We start from the raw sequence: 18,203 nt of genomic DNA on the forward strand, positions 1-18,203 counted from the left end.
TTCATGCTGAAGGGGCGCGCACATTTTTATGAACTTTGCATGACAAGGGTTCAGTCCCAAGGGTTTCCAACCGCCTTCTTCTTATTAGCCGGACCTGTGCCAAGGGGAGCGGCCTTTAACAATTGCGCTGCAACAGGATAAGGATCAGTCGTGATGCGTCTCCAGAAAAGCCCCTCCAAACCGTTTTCCGATAACGCTGGCGGCAGCTTGTGGCTTCTCAAGCCGCTTGCCCGGGCCATTGCATTGTTACTGGTGGCCGGTGGTGCCCAGGCGCAGACGTCGGCATTCAGTGCGGGCTGGTTTGCCGCCAAGGGCGGGGCGCAGGCTTCCGGAGCCGCACGACCCGCGACCATTCCAGGTACGCCACCTCCGCTGGCCCAGCAGCAACGGGCCAACCAGGTGTTGCAGCGCTCCATCACCAACCTGAACAATACCGTGGCGGCCATCGCGGCCCAGCAAGCCGTTCAGGCAGCGGGGCGGGCCGCAGCCTTCACCACGGCCCAGACCATCCATAATGGCCTGGGCGGCAATGGTCTGAATGTGGTGATCGGACCCGATGGCAAGCCACTGTTCATCAATGCCGAGGCTCCGGTGCAGACCGACGCCGACGGCAAGACCACGGTGTCGATCAAGCAGACGGCCGACAAGGCGATTCTCAACTGGGAAACCTTCAACATTGGTCGTGACACCACCTTGCAGTTCCAGCAGAACGCAGACTGGGCGGCTCTGAACAAGATCAATAACTCCACGGCACCGAGCCAGATTCAAGGCCAGATAAAGGCTGATGGCACTGTGTTGGTGATGAACCAGAACGGGGTGGTGTTCAGCGGTAGCAGTCAGGTCAATGTCCGCAATCTGGTTGCAGCGGCAACGACCATGCAGGACGAGGTTTTTCAGACCCAGGGGCTCTACAACGGCACATTACCGACCTTTACCGGTGCCGACGGCAAGGTCGAAGTCCAGACCGGTGCGCAGATCGCAACTCATGCTCCAGCCTCGTCAACATCTGGTGGTGGTTATGTGTTGCTGCTGGGTTCGGAAGTCGAAAACGCCGGCAGTATCAGCACGCCCAAGGGCCAGACACTGATGGCAGCGGGCGACAGTTTTGTGATCCGAAAGGGATACGCCAGTGACGGTAACCCGACATCGACGACCCGTGGCAATGAAGTCAGTGTGACGCGCAGCAGCACCAGCACCGCTGGCAAGGTCAGCAACAGCGGTATTGTCATGTCATCGACCGGCGACATTACCCTGGCGGGTCATGAGATACAGCAGAACGGTGTGCTGCTCTCCAGTACCTCGGTGGACACCCGGGGCACTCTGCATCTCAATGCGACCGGCAGCGGTGCCAGTGTGACGCTGGGGGAGGGCAGTACCAGCGCCGTTCTGATTGACAGCAGTGGCAGCAGCGCTCTGGACAGCCAGAAGGACGGTCTGACCGGGCCCGTCACGACGGACGCCAATGATATTGTCAGTGGCGGAACGGATCGTCGGGCACTGTCACGCATAGACATCGCCAGTGATGGCACCGTGGACTTCCAGAACGGTTCGATCACGCTGGCCACCGGTGGCCAGGTCGTGGTCAATGCCGGGCAACGCAGCCTTGTACGTGACGGAGCGATCATCGATGTTGCCGGTGCTACGGGTGTACAAGTGGCAATGGAAGCCAACAACATCAAGATCAACGTCCAGGGCAACGAACAGCGCGATGCGCCGGTCAACCGCGATGATTCGGCGCTGAACAGCAGCGACATCTGGGTCGATGTGCGTGAGCTGGTGTTCGTTCCGGCAGGCACCAATGGCTATGCCACGGACCGTTGGTACACCGCAGGTGGCTTGCTCGAAGTCAGTGGCTACCTTGGCACGCAGGGGCACAGCATTGGCGAATGGATGGCTCAGGGCGGGGTGGTCAACTTCAGCGGCAATGAGGTGGTGACTCAGGCCGGATCCCAGATCAACCTGTCCGGCGGGACTCTGGATGTGCAGAGCGGGACCATCCAGCAAAGCTGGCTCAAGGGGGCCAATGGCCGTCTTTATGAAGTATCCAGCGCGCCTGGCGACATTCTCTATACAGGGCTTTATCAGGGGTATGAGTCCGGCAGCGTCCGTTGGGGGCAGACCGAGTACTTCTACAACCCACTGATGGCTCCCCGGGAGCGCTATGAAAACGGTTACGTAGTCGGTCGCGATGCCGGCAGCCTTGTCATCGGCACCACCAACGCGGTGCTGGAGGGCACTGTCGCTGGCGATACGTTCCAGGGTGACCGGCAGACCCAGGCCGCCCAGGCGAATCTGGATGGCTATCACCAGTCACAGAACGCGGTGGCCCGTGGCGGCCAACTGGTGATTGGCAGTTATGTGCCGTATTACGTCAAATCCACCGGGCTGCTGCATTACCAGTTGAGCGCCAACGCCAATACGCTTGAAAATATCGTATTCAACCAGAGCAGCGAACAGATCGCGGCCGGGTTGGACCTGAGCACAGCCTTGCCCACGGATCGTCAAGGTACTCTGGTACTGAATACCGAGCAGCTCAATGGCTTCAACCTCGGAGCTATCAAAGTCGCGACCACCGACAGCATTACGGTCGACGGGGCATTGCAGGTGGGCAATGGCGGGACCATTACACTGTTTGGTCCACAGGTCGCCGTGAACGCCAACCTGACGGCACGGGCCGGAAGCATCCAGGTGGGTAACGTCCTGAACCAGTTCGGTCCCAACGGCCTGCTGGACAGCACCCTTGGCAGTGTGGGCCAGGTAGACGTGGCGCAAGGGGTGAGGCTCGATGCCAGTGGCCTGTGGACCAATCAGATGCTGGACCCCGGGAGTACCAGCGGGCTGGCTTATCTCAATGGCGGCAGCATTGCGTTGCGCAGCAATGGAGGTCTGAACCTGGCCAGCGGCAGTGTGGTCGATGTGTCTTCCGGTGCCGCTCTGCTGTCCACGGGCGAGCAACAGGGAGGACAGGGCGGTAACCTGACCCTGGCAGCCAATGCCAACGTTGCCTCCGGCATCGGGCAACTGATCATGGATGGCGACATCCTCGGCTATGGCGTCAAGGGCGGTGGCACCCTGACGGTACAGGCGGGCAAGGTATTGATCAGCGATTCGGCGGACAGCGCACCGGCCGATACCTTGCTGCTCAAGGGCAACTTCTTCAACAAGGGATTTGGTGCCTACGACATTACCGGTAATCAGGGGCTGATCGTGGCCGACGATACCCAGGTCAATGTCAGCATGCCCTTGTATCGCTTCGCGGACACGAGCGATGGCATCGTTTCGTCCGAGGCGCTGGAAGTCTGGACACCACCGCTCTATCAGGAAAACGCTGTCAGGGGTGTCCTCACGCAACGCGAAGGGGCCAGCCTGAGCCTGCAGGCGGGCACGGCATTGTCCAGCGCAGCGGATATGGCGACCGTGCAGGCGCAGATCGGCAAGGGGTCATTGATCAATGTCGACCCAGGCCAGTCCATTGCCGTAAGCAGTATCGGTCAGTTGACCGTGGACGGCCGACTCAATGCCTGGGGCGGCAACATCACACTGGGGCAAGTCACTCTGACCGGCACCACCGCCGATATACCGAATGCCGTGGGGCATGGACGCTCGATCTGGGTCGGTGAAAATGCCGTGCTCGATGTGGCCTCACGTGCGATGACCGCCGTGGACATGCGCGGCAACCGCTACGGCCAGGTCAGTCAGGGTGGCAGCATCGTGATTGGCGGAGAGATCGACCAGAGCACGGGAACGGCCGATGCTGCCGACCTGTTTGTTGTCATTCGTGAAGGGGCGACCCTCGATGCCTCGGGGGCACAGGCCTCGCTGGATATTGCCGGGCAGGGTGCGACTCTGGTTACCAGTGATGGCGGCAGCCTGTCCATTGCATCGCGCAATGGCGTGTACCTGGATGGCAACCTGCTTGCGCAGGCCGGCGGTGCGGGGGCAGCGGGCGGTAGTCTGTCGGTGGCGCTGGAATCGAACAAATATCTGAAGACGTCGGTAACAGACCGGGTATTGCAATTACGTGAGCTGGTCATCGGCCAGCAGTCCGCCGCCAGTCTGCTGCCGACGGGCAGCGATGCCTCTACAGCTGCTGGCAGCCTGGTATATGGCCACGGCCAGCTGGCGGTCGAGCAGGTCCAGGCCGGTGGCTTTGGCAATCTGGCCCTGCTGAGTAATGGCGTCATCAGCTTTGATGGCAATGTCGATCTGGCTTTGAATCAGAGTCTGTCGCTGTATTCGGGAGCCCTGGGGCTGACCGGTTCGGCCGCAACGGACAGCCAGGTCAGACTGGCCGCAGCCTATGTGCGTCTGGCCGGTCTGGGCCCGATGGGGGATGTCGCGGTCACCTACACGGTGCCGTCTCTGGTTGCTCCCGGCATGTCGACCCAACTCACTCAAGGCACATTTGACGTACAAAGCCAGTTACTGGACGTTCGCGATCAGTTGCGCTTTGGTGTGCACAGCACACTCTCTCAGCAGGCCGGCAGTCTGACAGTTGATCGACGTGGTTTCGAGCGAGTGAATCTGCGAAGCGAAGGCGATCTGCGTTTGCTGGCCGGTACGACGGATGACCATTCGAGCACCCTGACCACATCGGCAGACCTTGCCCTGATAGCCGCGCAGATCTATCCGGCCACCCATGCTCAGGCTGTGATCAAGGCGGGACGCGTAGACATCGCTCGAAGCAACACACAGACACCCGCTGTGCCTTATTCCGCCTTTGGCCGTCTGACTGTCGACGCGGATGTGATCAATCAGGGCGGTGTGTTGCGTGCCCCTCTGGGAGCATTGACCCTGGGCCGCAACAATGCGGGCTCCGCAGGGACGGCAACCACAGAGCTCAATCTGCTGGCAGGCAGCCTGACTTCGGTCAGCGGTCAAGGTCTGATCATGCCCTATGGCGGAACGGTGGATGACACCACTTACCTGTATGACGGCGTGTCGCTGAAAGAAACCTTATTGACGTCTGTTGACGGTAATGTACCGCAAGGTATCGAGCTGCGCGGCCAGTCAGTGGCTGTGGATCAGGGGGCCGTGGTCGATGTGTCCGGTGGCGGAGAGCTGACCGGCGCCGGTTTTGTTTCCGGGCGCGGCGGTTCTACCGACGCTCGCTTCAATCCGCTGATCCAGTACAACGCCGATGGCAGTTTCAGTTTGCCGGGCCTGGAGACCAACCCGATCTATGCAATCGTTCCCGGGGCACAGGCAGGCTATGCACCAGGTGATTCGACGGACCCGGTAGTGGGCCGACAGATCACCATTGGTGCCGGTGTTCCCGGCCTGCCAGCTGGCACGTATACATTGCTGCCTTCCACCTACGCCTTGTTGCCGGGCGCGTTCCGGGTCGAAATCAACGGCCAGGCCGGACAGAACGGCATGATGACGACTCAGGCCATGCGCAACGGCTCGTGGTCGACGTCAGGTACCTTGTCCGTAGCGGGAACCGGCATCCGTGACAGCCTGTCCAGCCAGATCATTCTCACCTCCGCCGATGTATTGCGTCGCTATTCCCAGTACAACGAAACCAGCCTGACCGACTTCATTCTCGCTGACGCTGCCAAACTGGGAGTGCCGCCGATTCTGTTGGCGCGGGATGCCAAGGCTTTCGACCTGAGGCTGGACACCAATCAGACCGATCGGCCCAGCTTCAGCTTTGCCGGCCAGTTACTGGCCGAAGGCGCTGCTGAAGGCAACGGCAGCACGACCGCCATCACGGCGGTGGGGAGCGCGGCCATTGAAGTGGTGGCCAAAGGTGCAGGGGCAACTTCAGGGTTCTCGGGCGTGACCCTGGAGGATGAGGATCTGAACGCCATTGGCTCAAAAAGTCTGGGCCTGGGAGGCAATGCGAAAGCGGTCTATGGTCAGGGCGGCAACTACCTGACATTCACCAGGGGCGGCAATATTACCTTGCGCAGCGGCTCAGCGCTGGTGGGGCCTGAAGTGTTGTTGGTCGGCACCAGTGTCATGGAGCAAGGCTCCAGTATCAGTACCCTGGGTCAGGGAGCGTCTGCTCGCGGCTCGGACAACGGTTATATCTATGCCCCCGGAACCTTCAGCGTACTGGCGGTTTCCAACGGTCGCCTGAACATGCTTGCACCGGATGCCAACGCAACCGGCAGCATTCAGGTCGGTGTCTGCAATACTACCTGTTCCGGTACCACCAGCCTGTATTCCGAAGGCAGTATTGTCATGGCCACCAATGGCACCTTTGAGCTGGGTGAAGCCGTCCGTTATGGTACCCGCCAACTGACGCTGGCCGTGGGCGCAATCAACGCTGGCAGTTCTCAAGCCCTGTCTGATATGGCCGCCAACAATGCCTTGCCCGGTGGCCTGATGCTCAATCAGGACGTGCTTGATCGCTTGTTGCGGGGTGACACCAGCACCGGCGCACCGGCACTGGAGACCCTGGAGTTGAGTGCACGGGATGCCTTCAACTTCTACGGCGACGTGACCCTGGATACCTATGACAACACGACAGGCTTGTCGCGTCTCACGGAACTGATGCTGACGACCCCGGCCGTCTATGGCGCTGGCGACAGTGCCAGCAACGCCACCATCCGCACCGCCAACCTGATCTGGAATGGCGCTCAGAGCAAACCGGGGAGTGTGGTCAATGGCGGGGCAGGGACCGGCAGTGGCAACCTGAATATAAACGCCGAGCGTATCGAGTTCGGTTATGGCCCCAATACTCAGCCTTCCACGTTGTCGACCTATGAACGACTGGCGCTGGGCTTTGCCAATGTCAATCTCAATGCCAGCGAACAGATCAGCGCCAACCACAAGGGCAGCCTGGCCGTGTATCAAAGCCAGGGTGCGTATGTCGACGGCCAGGGCTACAGCTACAGCGGCGGCAATCTGAATATCCTCACGCCGTTGATGACCGGTGAGGCCGGTTCGGTCAATCGCATCACTGCCGGTGGCGCGATCCGGATGTCGGCCCCGTCAGGCTCCACCCCCGGCGAAACAACGTTGAGCTCTGGTGCTTTGGGCGCAGAGCTATCCCTGTCTGGCCAGAGCATCACCCTCGATACCATGATCGCGTTGCCCAGCGGCAAACTGACCCTGGAAGCCGAAGAGGATCTGACGCTCTCCGATGCGGCACGAATCGATATGTCCGGGCGCAAGGTCAGCCTCAATGATGTCGACAAGTACAGCTGGGGGGGCAATGCGACCCTGCAAAGCCGCACTGGCAGTATTCACCAGGCAGCCGGCTCGGTGATCGACCTGCGGGCGCAGAATAATCAGGCCGGAACACTCAAGGTCGTAGCCCTTGACCCGGGTGCCGGTCTGGTCGACCTGCAAGGGCAGATACTCGGTAGCAGCAGCGGATACTACGACGCCGGCGGTACGCTGGTGCCGTATGTGTCCGGCGGGGTGGATATTCGCGCCCAGAGCCTGGGGCTTGTCGGCACCCTGGACAGCCAGTTCGCGGCCCTCAACCAGCGCCTCAATGATGGCCAGGTCTTCGGCTCACGCAGCTTCCAGCTCAAACAGGGCAACCTTGAGATTGGCAGCGATGTGAAGGCAGGCAATGTCAGTGTTTCGATCGATAACGGCAGCCTGACCGTCAACGGGACCATCGATGCCAGCGGCGAGCGAGTAGGCAGTATTCGTCTGGCCGGCAAGAACGGCCTGAACATCGCTTCCACGGCACTGCTCGACACCCATGGCAGCGTGCTGCGGGTCGACAGCTACGGCAAGATCATCGACAGTCCGAACAGGGCCATTATCGAATTGAACTCCGGTGACGGGCGTCTGCTGCTGGCCAGCGGTGCCCGGTTCGATCTGCGTAGTGGTACCGCGGCCGAGACGGGTTCAGGCGCAGGTCAGAACGATGGTCAGTCACGCGGGACTCTGGAGCTGACCGCTCCGCGCCTGGGGAGCAACGATATCAATATCGATGCCAGTGGCAGCCTGACTATCCAGGGCGCGCGCTCCATCACGGTGAATGCCAATCGGCGCTATGACGACACGGATCCGGATGCGGTCGTCAAGGATGGCAGCCAGGCCGTCAGTGACAGGCCGTATAGGGAAATCACTCAGGCTTATCTGGACAAGAAACATCTCGAGAGCGAGACCTTCATCACGGCGGCCTTGAACAACAATGACCTGATGAACAATCGGCTCGCCGGCCTGAACAATGCCTCCTATTCAGATGTTCTGCATGTGCGCCCTGGCGTTGAAATCGTGACAGAAGGGGACCTGGTGGTTCAGGGCGATCTGGACCTGTCCAGACACCGTTACGGCAACAGCAGCGAGGCCGGTGCCCTGGTGATACGCGCCGGAGGTGATCTGGATATCTACGGAAGCATCAACGATGGTTTTATCACGCCACCCGTGACCCAGGACGATACCGGCTGGGTCTTGACCGAAGGTCGACAGATGTTTGGCGGTGATGTGGTATTGCCTGTCTCGGGCGTCGTTCTGCAACAGGACACAGCGTTTCCGTCTGGCACAGTGCTCAATTACGATTTGCCGATCCAGGGCCTGACGATTGCTGCAGGTACGGTCCTGCCGGTGACTGCCACTCTGGACGCAAACATCAATCTTGCCGCGGGCACTGTTCTGTCCGGAGCCATCTACAACAGTGATGACAGCCTGCTCTATGCGGCAGGCACTCTGCTGGAGCAACCCTTGACGGTCGTGGCCGGCATGCGACTGGGGGCCGGGACTCGTCTGTCGGGCAACACCGCATTGCAAGCCATGACCTGGCCAGCGGGTGTCGCATTGCCGGGACAACCGGTGGCCTCCGTCAACAGCAACAACCCGAACGTCGTGAAGCTGGCGGGATCCATCACGCTGCTTCAGGGAGCGTTGATTCCCTCGATGACGGACCTCAAGCTGGGTGGCCAGTCCATCGACCTCCGGGCGTTGGGCAGCGACAACACCCAGGGCCGCAATTGGGCCGTGGCGCAGATGCTGCCGGAAGGTTCGCAATCCTGGTCTATGCGTCTGGTGGCAGGTGCCGATACCTCGGCAGCGGATACCCGCTTGACCAATCTGTATGCCGAGCATGGCACCTTGCGCCTGGCTGACACCCATTACGGAATGAAAGCGGTAGCTGCCGCGGGCGGATGGGTCTGGACCGAGCAGGGTTCTCTGGATATGTATGGCGATACGAGCATGGCGGGTCAGCCGATCAATTTTGACGATATCGGCTGGCCGACGTTATGCGATGAGATGCCAAGTTATTGCGGTGTAGCACCTCCGGCCTATGTCTGGACCGAACAGGGCTCTCTGGATATGTATGGCGATACGAGCATGGCGGGTCAGCCGATCAACTTTGCCGACATTGGCTGGCCGACGTTATGCGACGAAATGCCGGCTTACTGTGGTGTTGCCGGTTCGGATTATGACCTTGAACCAGGCAAAGCCAACTTCAGCGTATTGCGTACAGGCACAGGCGATCTGGAGCTGCTGAGTGCCGGCAACCTGACCATGAATTCGCTCTACGGCGTCTATACCGCCGGCACTTCGACCACGGTCGCCAGCGAATACAACCAGGCCCGGGGACGTAATGGCAAGGTTCTGCCGGATCAGCTAGGAGGGTATGAGTCATTGGTCGACGGCGATACCGGCAGTCTTTATCGCGCCTGGTATCCAGATCAGGGCGGCAATCTTCTGTTGAGCGTCGGCGGGGATCTGACAGGGGATCTTCTGGCCCAGAAACAAATCCTGGGGGCAGACGCTCAATTGTCCAGCGCCTCGACAGGTAACTGGCTGTGGCGTCAGGGCAGCTCGGATACCATGGGTCAAAGCAATGCGATACCGACTGCATGGTGGATCAACTTCGGCACCTATGTGAGCTTCAACAACACCAGTGTCCTGACCGGATTCACCGGCTTCGGTACTCTGGGGGGCGGCAATGTCGATGTCCAGGTCAGTGGCGACGCGGGCACTCTGGTACAGAAGGGTGACTTTATCACCACCGGACCTTCGAGTAGCGCACTCCGTAGCCAGGGGCTGGTTCTGGCAGTGGGCAGTACCGGACGTGTCGATGCCAATGGACAGCTCATGTTGACCGGTGGTGGTGACCTTAACGTTCAGGTTGGCGGGGGCGTGAATCCGACCCTGGCAGCCCGTAACCCGGTGGATATCACCGGTAACCCTCTGGCACCGATACACGATCTGCAAGGGGCACTGATCAACCTGCGTGGCAACCTGCAGGTCCAGGCCGGGGCCCTGGGAGGGATCGATTTGAAGTACGGGCGTTTCGGCAATCAGCATGACACCACCGAAACCCGTGCATTCGATCCGTACATCTCGTCCATCGCCAGCGCCACCGGCGGGCTGGTGCTGATTCCCGGTGACTCGACCATCAGCCTGTCGACCCGTGGCGACCTGGTGTTGGGCGGAGCCGCAGATCCGGGACGGGTATCGCAATACAACAGCACGGCATTCAATGCCACAGGTGCAGCAGACGGCGCGTATTCCGGTCAGGGTTATAGCTGGTTCTCACTGTGGACGGACCATACGGCCATCGATCTGTTTTCGGCAGGCGGCAACCTGACACCCAGCACCCAGTCAGGCGAAACCAATCTTGCAACGCCGACCCCGCTTCAGGGCCGCAATGCTTCTCCTACCGACGGCAGCTTCGTATATCCCTCGATCCTTCGTGCGATAGCCGCCAACGGCAGTTTCTATTACGGCCCGTCGGCGCTTTACAGTGCCAGTAATGTCAGTAATGCCAATAACTACTCGTTGGTGCTGGCACCCTCGACCCATGCTCAACTCGAGTTTCTCGCGGCCGACTCGCTCTATGGCGGCGGTTATGCGATCAGCCAGTCCGGCGCTGCCAGCACCTCGCTTGCCACGCCGTTCAAACCGGGTTTTGTCGGTTACGACAGCAGTAGCGGTGACAAGCTGTTCGATAACCAGACCGGAGGCGGTATCTCGGTCAACACTGAAAATGGTGGGCGCTATCCACTATTCGCCTTCGGCGCGAATACCACGTCCATTCGCAGCGGAGCCTTGCCCGCACGCTTCTACGCCCGTGATGGCGACATCGTCGGCTTGCGTACCGGTGAAGTTCTTCAATTCAATACGTCTGGCAATATCTGGTACGAAAGCGCGGCCCCTGTCTGGGTCATGGCCGGACGCGACATTGTCAGCAGCGGAAAGATCAACGGGCTTTCGACCCTGCCCGAGGAGCTTGGCGCAGGCACGACCCGGGAAGGCAATCTGTTCGTTCACAACGATCCCAACGACATATCCGTGGTCAAGGCCGGACGGGACATTCTGTACAGCACATTCAATGTGGCAGGGCCCGGCACACTGGAAATCACTGCCGGGCGCAATATCCTGATGGAAGACCAGGCCAGTATCACCAGCCTGGGAGCCGTGGTGCCCGGCGACTCCCGGCCGGGGGCCAGCGTTGTCCTGCAGGCCGGCGTCGGCAGCAATGGGCCTGACTACACGGGCTTTGTCGCCGCTTACCTGAACCCGGACAACCTCGCCCAGGCCAGTGAATCGCTGACCAGCGGCAAGGTCGCCAAGACCTATGAAGCGGAACTGGCCACCTGGCTGACCGAACGCTACGGCTTCTCGGGCAGTACCGAAGAGGCACTGACCTACTATGCCGCGCTGCCGGCAGAGCAGCAGCGAGTGTTCGCTCGCGGCGTGTACTTTGCAGAACTCAAGGCCGGTGGTCGTGAGTTCAACGAGGTCGGCGGACCACGCGAGGGCAGCTATCTGCGGGGTCGAGAAGCGATCTCCGCCCTGTTTCCGCTGACCGATGTGGCTGGCAATGCGATCCGTTACGACGGTGATATCACGCTGTATGGTGGCTCGGGCGTGCACACCGATTTCGGTGGTTCGATCCAGATGCTGACCCCGGGAGGGCAACAGGTGTTTGGTATCGAAGGGGTCGCACCGCCCTCCACGGCAGGCGTGATCACCCAGGGAGCAGGGGATATCCAGCTGTATTCCCAGGACAGCATTCTGCTCGGTCAGAGTCGGATCATGACCACCTTTGGCGGCTCGATCATGGGCTGGTCGGCCGCAGGCGATATCAACGCCGGTCGAGGTTCCAAGACCACGGTGGTCTACACCCCGCCCCGGCGTGTGTATGACAACTGGGGGAACGTGAGCCTGTCGCCCGCAGTGCCCAGCACGGGCGCCGGTATTGCCACCCTGAACCCGATTCCTGAAGTGGTCCCGGGCGATATTGACCTGATTGCCCCGTTGGGCACCATCGACGCTGGCGAGGCGGGCATCCGGGTTTCGGGTAACGTCAACCTGGCGGCCCTGCAAGTGGTCAACGCAGCGAACATTCAGGTCCAGGGTGATTCCCAGGGCGTACCGCTGGTGGCCTCGGTGAATACCGGTGCAATCAGTGCGGCCAGTTCGGCCGCCTCGTCGGCCAGCCAGGCTGCGGAGGATGTAATGCGTCAGCAGCAATCGGCTTCAAGGCAGAACATGCCATCGGTCTTCACCGTACAGGTCCTGAGTTTCGGTCAGGAGCAACTGGTGCCCGGTCGGGATGATGCCAGTCGTTCCGTGCCGGCCTACAACCCTGAAAGTCCGGTGAAAGTGCTGGGCGCCGGTCCGCTGAGTGAAGAAGCCCGTCAGCAACTGACGGAAGAGGAGCGAGGTCAGTTGATGCTCTAGCGTCCTGCTGGCATGAACGACAGGGCGGCCTTCGGGCCGCCCTTTTCATTTCCTGGCACGCCGGAAATCGCTGTGTGCCGATGACGATTGTGTCGGCCCGATATCGCCTCTGTGTTGGTCCTGTATCGATTTTGACATGAAGCTTTCGTGACAAAAGTTCGGTAGCACATAGCCAGTCCCGTCTTGCCTATGTAACGCGCTTGGGAGGCCGCAAGGCAACTTTTCCAGCCGAAGGCGGGAAGCCGGGAGTGAGGCAATGGGCACTATGGAACATTACTCGAAAGTAGGGATGCAGGAGCTGGATCAGCGCCTGTCGAAGATTGTCGAAGCCGCGCGAAAGAAACCGGTATCGGTGTTTCGTTACGGCGCCCCCTGGGTCTGGATCGTCTCGCAGGACGACTGGCAGGGAGCCTTGAAAGAAGTGTCGAGCTATATCCCGCCAGGGCATTCACTGGTGCTGCTGCGTCCGCAGATCGATGACCTGATCGATGAGCATCATGGGTTGCTGCAACGGTTGAAAACCGAAACCGACATGCTTATCGCACCACGTACTGCCATCCACATCCTGTTGTTGCAGTTGCTTTATTCCGTACCGAGTGAGCAACAGCTCTACGAACAGCTCAACTACAACCTGTTGTTTCGCTGGTTCGTCGACCTGGACCTGACCCAGAAAGTCTGGAGTTTCAACATCCTGGCCAGGGACCTTGCCACGCTGCTTAACGACCTGCATGCGGTGCAGTTGATTCAGAAAATCATCGGTGAAGTGTTCTGTGGTGCCTTGCTGCAAATGCCTGAGTTCTCCCTGAATTTTGCGTTGCTGCACACCTGGCTTTCAAAACACGCCATTACAACAACATCAAGCAATTGAGTCGGCCGCAACTGCGCCGACGGCGCTGGCTATTTTGAAACGAGGGGGCGGTGTGGAGCTTTTCTTCAAATCATTGCGACCGGGCGGGGCAGGCCGCTGGCTGCCGTTGCTGGGCTGGCTGGCCCTGGGGAGCGTCACGCCATGGGCCGTGGCCGAGCAGGGCAAGGCCGCAGGGGAGGAGGCAACTCCTGTGCGGTTGGTCGATGTGAACGAATACGTGGTACGCGGCAATAGCGTGCTCGACGCCCAGGCGATCGAGCAGGCGGTGTATCCGTTCCTCGGACCGCAACGGGCCTTGACCGATATCGAGGGCGCACGTGATGCCTTGCAGAAGGCCTATCAGGAACGAGGCTACCAGTCAGTATTTGTCGAGTTGCCGGAGCAAAGGGTCGAGGAAGGCATTGTCTACCTGCAGGTCAGCGAAACCAGGGTAGGGCGCGTGCGCGTAGTGGGGGCCAGCTACTACTCACCGTTGGATATCCGCGAAGACGTTCCGGCCCTGGAAGAAGACAAGGTTCCGGATTTCAACAAGGTCCAGAGCGAGCTGGCAAGCCTGAACAGCACCCCGGGTCGGCAAGTGATGCCATTGGTACGCGAAGGCCAGCGCCCCGGCACCATGGATGTGGATCTACAGGTGCAGGATCAGAATCCATGGCAGGCCAGTATCGGTCTGAACAACGATTACAGCCCCGATACCGAGAAACTGCGCACGGTCACCAGCCTGGGTTACAACAACCTTTGGCAGCTTGGGCACAGTATTTCGTTGACCTACTTTACCGCCCCCGAGAACCGGGACAACGCTGAAGTCTGGTCCGGCTCCTACACCGCCCCCTTGAATGAGCGCTGGAGCCTGCAGTTCTCCGGTTATCAATCCGACAGTAACGTTGCCACCATCGGCGGCAGCAACGTTCTGGGCAAGGGGCACTCCTATGGCGTATCGGCAATCTACAGCCTGCCGACCAGTGGCAACTGGGCCAACTCGTTCTCGGCAGGGGTGGATTTCAAGGACTTTGAAGAACAACTGATGCTGGGCTCGTCCAGTGACAGTGTGCCACTCAAGTACGCCCCCTTCACGTTTGCCTACAACGGCATGCGTTTTACAGAAACCTCACAGCTGGGCCTGGGTTTGAGCCTGGTGGCGGGAACTCGCGGTCTGTTTGGCTACAGCAGTGACGATGCCGAGTTCGACTACAAACGCTACCGCGCCAGCCCCAGCTTTGCGGTGCTCAAAGGTGACCTGAATTACACCTACACCTTTGGCAATGACTGGCAGACGGCAAGCAAGGCGGCCTTCCAGCTGGCTTCAGGTCCTCTGGTTTCCAACGAGCAGATGTCGGCCGGCGGGGCGACCTCGGTACGCGGTTATCTCGCCGCCGAGCGTACCGGCGACAAAGGCTATCTGATGTCCCAGGAGCTGCGCACGCCGTCCCTGGCCAAGTACCTGAGTGGCTATGTCAACGAGTGGCGGTTCTACGCCTTCGTCGAAGGCGCCCAGCTTTACCTGATTGATCCATTGCCCGAGCAGGAAGCCGATTACGGTCTGGCCAGCGTCGGCCTGGGCACTCGCGCCAGCTTGAGCAAGTGGCTGTCCGGCAGCCTGGATTGGGGCTACCCGTTGATGGACGGCCCGAACATCTCGAAACAGGAGTCGCGTTTGCATTTCAACCTGCAAGCGACGTTCTGAACCCTACACGGAGTATTTCTTCATGCCACGCTTATTTATCTCTCTGCTTCTGTGTCTGGGCTTCGTGCTTCCGGCCACTGCCCAGGCCTGGTGGCAGGATGACTGGCAGTATCGCAAGCAGATTTCGGTGGACACGACGCCTCAAGGGGCCGCAATCAATGACGCCCTGGGGCGTACCGCTCTACTGATCCGTCTGCACACGGGCAACTTCACCTTCGACGGCGTCAAGGAAGACGGTGCCGATCTGCGCTTTGTCGCCGCAGACGACAAGACGGTGCTCAATCATCAGATCGAAAGCTTTGACCCCTTGATGGGCATGGCCCTGATCTGGGTGGATGTACCCAAGATTGAAGGCGGTCAGCGTCAGGATATCTGGATGTACTACGGCAACCAGAAAGCCCCGGCCACCGGCAACGGCCAACTGACCTTTGACCCGAGCTACACAGCGCTGTACCACTTCGAGGGAGCCACCGGCACGCCGGCCCGGGATACCACCGCGTATGGCAATACCGCACAGACCGCCACCGGCAGCAGCATCGACGGTGTGATCGGTCGGGCCTTGCAGTTGAGTGGCCAGGCACTGCTGCTGCCTGCCAGCCCTTCGCTGCAACACACTGCGGGCAGTGCATTCACCTTCAGTGCCTGGGTACGTCAGGACCAGGCCAGTGGTGAGCAATTGATACTGGCGCGTCGTGAAGGCAGCGCCAGCCTGTTGCTGGGTGTCAGCCAGGGCACACCGTTCATCGAGGTAGACGGCCAGCGGGCAGCTTCGGCACAAGCGCTGAATCCTGCGCAATGGCAACACCTTGCGTTGACCGCACAAGGCAGCAAGGTTTCGTTGTTCGTCAATGGTCGGGAAATCGCAAGCCTTGCTCTGGCCATGCCGTTGTTCAACTCGGTGATCGCAGTGGGTGGCGATCTTCCCGCGACTGCCGGTACACCTGAAGCAGCTCCGGCGGCGAGTGCCTACCAGGGCTTTATCGGTGCCCTGGATGAGCTGCGCCTGTCCAAGGTGGCACGACCTGCCGCCTTGCTGCTGGCGGACGCCAATTCACAAGGGGCCGAATCGAAGCTGGTGGCTTACGGTGTCGATGAAGAGCAATCGGGCTTCGGTTTCGGCAGCCTTGGTTTTCTGCTCAATGCCGTACCGCTGGACGCATGGGTGATCATCATTGTGCTGGTTCTGATGATGATTCAGTCGTGGGTCATCATGATCCGCAAGAACAACAGCGTCAGCCGGGTCAGCCAGGGTAATCAGGTGTTTCGCGAGCATTTCGCGAAAATCGGCACCCGCCTGGAAATGTATGCCGACGATCACGAACTGGCGCAACGTCTCGAGCATTCATCGCTGTGGCGTCTTTATCTGGTGGCGGTCAAGGAAATCCGTACCCGCCGGGAGCAGGGCGCAGACACGTCTTCGGTATCGGCGGCCACCATCGAAGCGATCCGCTGCTCCATGGATGGTGTGCGCACCCGCGAGAACCAGCAACTGAGTTCCAGATTGTCGACCCTGTCGAATGCCATCGCCGGCGGTCCTTACATCGGCCTGCTCGGTACGGTCCTGGGCATCATGGTGGTGTTCCTTGGCACGGCCATGGCCGGTGATGTGAATATCAATGCCATCGCTCCCGGCATGGCGGCTGCATTGCTGGCCACGGCCATGGGGCTTTTTGTCGCGATTCCCGCCCTGTTTGGCTACAACCGCCTGATCACCCGCAACAAGGAGGTCAGCGCCGATATGCGGGTGTTTGTCGATGAGTTCATCACCCGTCTGGCTGAAATGCATGGCGAAAGCCAGTTCAGTGAACACGCTCACCGCCGTGGTGCGCATGCCTTCGACAACGCGCCGGTTTCGGCCTGAGGGGAATCGCCATGGCTTCTGTGAATACCTCTCACGACGATGACGATGATGCCGCCGTCGACGCGATCAATATCACGCCGCTGGTGGACGTGCTGATGGTCGTACTGGTGATGTTCATCCTCACTGCGACGGCTCAGGTTTCCGGTATCCAGATCAACCTGCCCAAGGCCAGTGCTTCAGTGTCGCTGTCCGAAGCCAAGACCAAGGCCATTTCAGTGAACGATGGCGGGCAGGTGTTTCTCGATGCCTACCCGGTGACCTTGCCGGAACTGGAAGATCGTCTGCGCATTGAAAAGGCCCAGAACCCGGACTTTCCGATCATCGTGCGCGGTGATGCAACGGTTCAGTACCAGAAGGTCATCGAGGTACTGGACCTGCTGCGTCGGCTGGAACTGTCCAAGGTCGGTCTGGTGACCGGCAAACCGAGCCAGGGTTGAACATGACGGCACATCAACCCATCGACTCCGGCACAGTGAAAAAGTCGCCTGTGCGCTTATTGAGGTGGGGCGTCGGGCTGTTGCTCGGTGCCGTGGCTGCCTGGTTTCTCTGGCAATGGGCCAACGACATGAGCGGCATCCGGCGCGAAGCACCGAAGGTGCCGACCATTATCCCTTTGCCACCACCGCCACCGCCGCCTCCGGAAAAGCCGCCAGAGGAGCCACCTCCACCCGAAGAAAAGGTCGTTGAGCCAGAACCTGTGCCTGAGCCTGAAGAGGTCAAGCCGATAGAGGAAGCGCCTCCATCGCCGGTCGACGACCTGGCCAATCCGATGCAGATCGATGGCGACGCCCAGAGCGGAAGCGATGCTTTCAATATCGGAGCAGGCAAGGGTGGCGGCATGGCGGGTTCAGGAGGTGGGCGTGTGGGGAACGGTACTTACAGCCAGTTCCTGGCCTTCACTTTCCAGCGCTTGCTGCGCGAACACCCGGACCTGCGCAATCAGGCCTTCTCGCTGCAGACCGATGTCTGGTTGAGCGCTGTCGGCGAGATAACCCGTGTCGAGCTGATCAAGTCCAGCGGCAATCCCGAAGTGGATGCCCAGGTGCTCTCGGCCCTGCGTTCGTCACCGGCGCTACAGCAACGGCCACCGGCCTCCATGACTTTACCCGTACGCCTTTCCCTGCAGGGACGGCGGCCGGGTTAACCAAAGATTGATGAAGTTTCGCTAACAGGAGTGATGC

The 18,203-nt window shown here is 60.2% G+C and carries 6 protein-coding genes; all 6 read left to right on the plus strand.

The window, feature by feature from the left end; translation table 11 throughout:
• Positions 1-153 precede the first annotated feature (153 nt).
• The 6 genes from ACIPY9_RS07480 to ACIPY9_RS07505 all read left to right on the plus strand — a co-directional run bounded on the left by ACIPY9_RS07480 (position 154) and on the right by ACIPY9_RS07505 (position 18,166).
• On the plus strand, positions 154-12,609 hold the full coding sequence (locus ACIPY9_RS07480; protein WP_400698796.1) for a filamentous haemagglutinin family protein: 12,456 nt from the start codon (positions 154-156) through the stop codon (positions 12,607-12,609).
• 265 nt (positions 12,610-12,874) lie between these two features.
• On the plus strand, positions 12,875-13,477 hold the full coding sequence (locus tag ACIPY9_RS07485; protein ID WP_400699099.1) for a transposase: 603 nt from the start codon (positions 12,875-12,877) through the stop codon (positions 13,475-13,477).
• 52 nt (positions 13,478-13,529) lie between these two features.
• Positions 13,530-15,161: a ShlB/FhaC/HecB family hemolysin secretion/activation protein gene (locus ACIPY9_RS07490; protein ID WP_400698799.1), complete on the plus strand. Its 1,632-nt coding sequence runs from the start codon at positions 13,530-13,532 to the stop codon at positions 15,159-15,161.
• A 22-nt stretch (positions 15,162-15,183) separates the two neighbouring features.
• A complete protein-coding gene (locus ACIPY9_RS07495; protein WP_400698802.1) occupies positions 15,184-17,022 on the plus strand; it encodes a DUF2341 domain-containing protein in 1,839 nt (612 codons plus the stop codon).
• Between the two features lie 11 nt (positions 17,023-17,033).
• Positions 17,034-17,459 (plus strand): ExbD/TolR family protein, encoded by a 426-nt coding sequence (locus tag ACIPY9_RS07500; RefSeq protein WP_400698805.1) that lies wholly within the window; start codon positions 17,034-17,036, stop codon positions 17,457-17,459.
• Between the two features lie 2 nt (positions 17,460-17,461).
• Entirely contained in the window at positions 17,462-18,166 is a 705-nt protein-coding gene (locus ACIPY9_RS07505) for an energy transducer TonB (RefSeq protein ID WP_400698808.1), read from the plus strand.
• The last annotated feature ends 37 nt before the right edge of the window (positions 18,167-18,203 follow it).

Origin of the sequence: Pseudomonas sp. NPDC089734, assembly GCF_044748865.1 — a bacterium.
Taxonomy (GTDB): domain Bacteria; phylum Pseudomonadota; class Gammaproteobacteria; order Pseudomonadales; family Pseudomonadaceae; genus Aquipseudomonas.

Excerpts from the sequence above, each read along its gene's own strand:
- ACIPY9_RS07480 (WP_400698796.1), top strand. The coding sequence starts at position 154 with ATGCGTCTCCAGAAAAGCCCCTCCAAACCGTTTTCCGATAACGCTGGC.
- ACIPY9_RS07485 (WP_400699099.1), top strand. The coding sequence starts at position 12,875 with ATGGAACATTACTCGAAAGTAGGGATGCAGGAGCTGGATCAGCGCCTG.
- ACIPY9_RS07495 (WP_400698802.1), top strand. The coding sequence starts at position 15,184 with ATGCCACGCTTATTTATCTCTCTGCTTCTGTGTCTGGGCTTCGTGCTT.
- ACIPY9_RS07500 (WP_400698805.1), top strand. The coding sequence starts at position 17,034 with ATGGCTTCTGTGAATACCTCTCACGACGATGACGATGATGCCGCCGTC.
- ACIPY9_RS07505 (WP_400698808.1), top strand. The coding sequence starts at position 17,462 with ATGACGGCACATCAACCCATCGACTCCGGCACAGTGAAAAAGTCGCCT.